This window comes from Variovorax sp. P4_D9, assembly GCF_056401695.1.
This window is the reverse complement of record NZ_JBFUIU010001042.1, coordinates 1-2,673: the sequence shown is the minus strand read 5'-3', so window position 1 is coordinate 2,673 and position 2,673 is coordinate 1. Positions and strand designations below refer to the sequence as shown.

At 73.6% G+C, this 2,673-nt stretch carries 1 protein-coding gene; it reads right to left on the bottom strand.

Annotated features, from left to right (window positions below):
* A partial coding sequence (locus AC1DY5_RS50585) for a DNA polymerase III subunit gamma/tau domain-containing protein (RefSeq protein ID WP_478121842.1) occupies positions 1–2,673 on the bottom strand: 2,673 nt, incomplete at both ends.

Genomic DNA, 2,673 nt, shown 5'->3' with positions numbered 1-2,673 from the left:
GCCGTGGCCCAATCGCCGGTGATCGCGGGCGGCGGGCGCGCGGCCGCGGGCGCTTGTGTCGTCGCGGCAGGCGCGACACGGGGCTGCGCTGCGTCGGCCGCAGGCGGTGCCATGCCGAGCGCGTTCCAGTCCACGATCACCGAGGGCTCGCCGCCCGTGCCGGCCTGCCCGCCACCGCGCGGCGCGGCAGGCTGCGGTGCGCCCGGGCCGTAGCGCTCGACATCGATGAAGATCTCGCCTTCGCGCTGCTGGAAGCGGCGCCGCGCGGCGGCATCCTGCAGCAGCAGCCAGGACTGCTCGCGCGACAACCCTGGCGTATGCAGCGCGGCGCGCGCACTGGCCTGAAGCTCCTCGTGCCACACCTCGTCGCGCGTCTGTCCGCCCAGCGCTGCCTCGCGATGGCCGATCACCTCGTGGCCGATCACGGCGCGCGGCTCCAGCGCCGCATTGGCGGGATTGGCCAGGCCGGTGGGTCGCTGCTCGGGCGGCAGCGGGTTGACATCGGGGCCGATCAGCAGCGCGTCGTAGCCCGGGTGGTAGGCCGTGTCGCCCTGCGCCGGGTGGATCTGGTCGCGAGGCATGCCCATCTCGACCGCCATCTGCGCGTTGGCCTCGAACTGGCCGGCACTGAGCGGCTCGGTGCCGCGCGTGGGCGCATCGGCGATCTGCAGCGGCCGGTCGGGCGACGTGGCCAGGCGCGGATCGGCTGCAGAGCGCGGCGCGAACAGCTCGCGCTGCGGTGACGGAAACGGCAGCGCCAGCTGTTCCGGCGCCGGTCTCGCAGAGGACGGCGGTGACCCGGACGGCGTGCGCGGCGCCATCCCGGGAAACGACATCTGACCGCCAGGCGGCGGCATCGGGTGTTCGTAGGGGCCGAACAGGTTGTCCAGGTGCTGAGAGAGCTCGGCATCGCTCACGCCTCGCAGCGGACTGGCCCGGCCGGCAGGCGGCGGCTCGCCGGGCCGGAATTCCTGATAGCCGAAGTCCGGACCGTGGAACTCCTCCATCTCACCGAGGAACTGACGGCTGATCTGCTGCTCGGGCGCCGGTCGACCGGCCGCGGCATAGGCCTCCTGCACGTGGCTCGCCCCGCGGGCAATGACCTCGGCGCCCGACACGTCCTCGCCGCGCGCCACCCGCTGGCGCACCTCGGCGAGCAGCCGTGCATCGGCGGCATCCTTGTGCGGCTTAACCGCAACGGGCAGGCCGATGGTCAGCGCTTCGCGCGTGCTCGCGCCCGCGCGGGGCGTGCCTGCGGCATCGGCATATTCGTAGCCGGGGTGCACCTCGCCCATCACGGCAGCCGGTGCCTGGTGCTCACGGAACAGGCCGGCCCGCTCGAACCCTGTCTTCGGCGAGCGGCCGCGGCCGCCGCCGCGCGGACCAGCAGGGTTGCTCGCCAGCGCGACCGGGTGCGGATTCGGGACGGTGGTCTTGTAGGTGCCGATGGCGCCTTCGCTCGCGCCTCGCGGGATCACGTCGGCGCTCGAGATCGCGCGCAACGACAGCGGCTCGATCGGTACTTCCAGCCGCCCGCCGGTGCGCCCGGCTGGAGGTGGCGAGAGGCCCTCCAGGGGCAGGTCGAGTTGCCGCATCGGCGGCGACGGCGACAAGGCGGCGCCCGGCGCGACGGATTCCGTGTCGGCGACACGCATGCCTGGAGACCCCGCGATTTCTTCGACACTCGGCCGTGTGCCGCCCACCGGCGCGTCTGCGGCCGGCGGCTGGGCATAACGCACTTCCGGCCCGTCGCCCGACGCGGCCGGCGGCGATTCCCGAGGCGGCAACTGCCGGGTCGGCGCACCGTCATCGGCCGGCGGCGGAGGACGCGCACCGATGTGCGCCGCCTTGCCGCCCACCCACGAACCCAGCGCGGCACCCGAGGCGGAAGCGGCCGACGACAGGTCCCGCCCGCCCGCCTCCACCTCGCGCGGATCGGCCTGCGTGGTGAACGAATGCAGCGCGCGGAAGAGCGTGATGCACGGATTCAGCAGCGCCGAGTTCACGCCGTCGAGCACCATCGTGACGACGTTGATGGCCGCGCTGATCTCCTCGCAGGTCACGGCCAGTTCGCCGGCCGCGATCGCGATGCCCGCGGTCGCGCCGAAGGTGAAGAAGGCCAGCACGCCCGCACCGGCCGCCACGCCGATCGCCACCGCCTGCACCACGCCGACGATGCCGTTGATCACGCCGAGGATCTGCGACACGATGTCGATCACCGCGCTCACCGAGGCCAGGCTGTTGGCTAGCACTTCATAGGTGTCGCCGCCCTCGCCGAACTTGCCGATGGTCGCGGCGGTGGCGTCCCAGTCGCGCGTGAGCAGGCCGTGCAGCGCCATGCCGCCGCCGATGATCGGGCCCAGCACCGGCACCGCGCGCGAGACCAGGCCGAGGGCCAATCCCATCGATGCGCCCGACGCCACGCCTTCGATGAATCCGCTGCCGACTGATTCGGCGATGAACTCGGCGCGCTGGATCGAGGCCACCTCGCCCACGCGGCCGAGCGCGCCGGCCCAGCGCTGGTGTTCGGCGAGTTCGACGTCGATGAGCACGAGGTCGCCGGTTTCGATCTCGCCCGCATGCGTTTCGGGTGGCGGCGCGGTGTCGCGCCGCGGCGGATCGGCGGTGAGCGGGCCGCCGGCTGCGCCGCGGGCGCCGCGGCCTCCCTTGCCG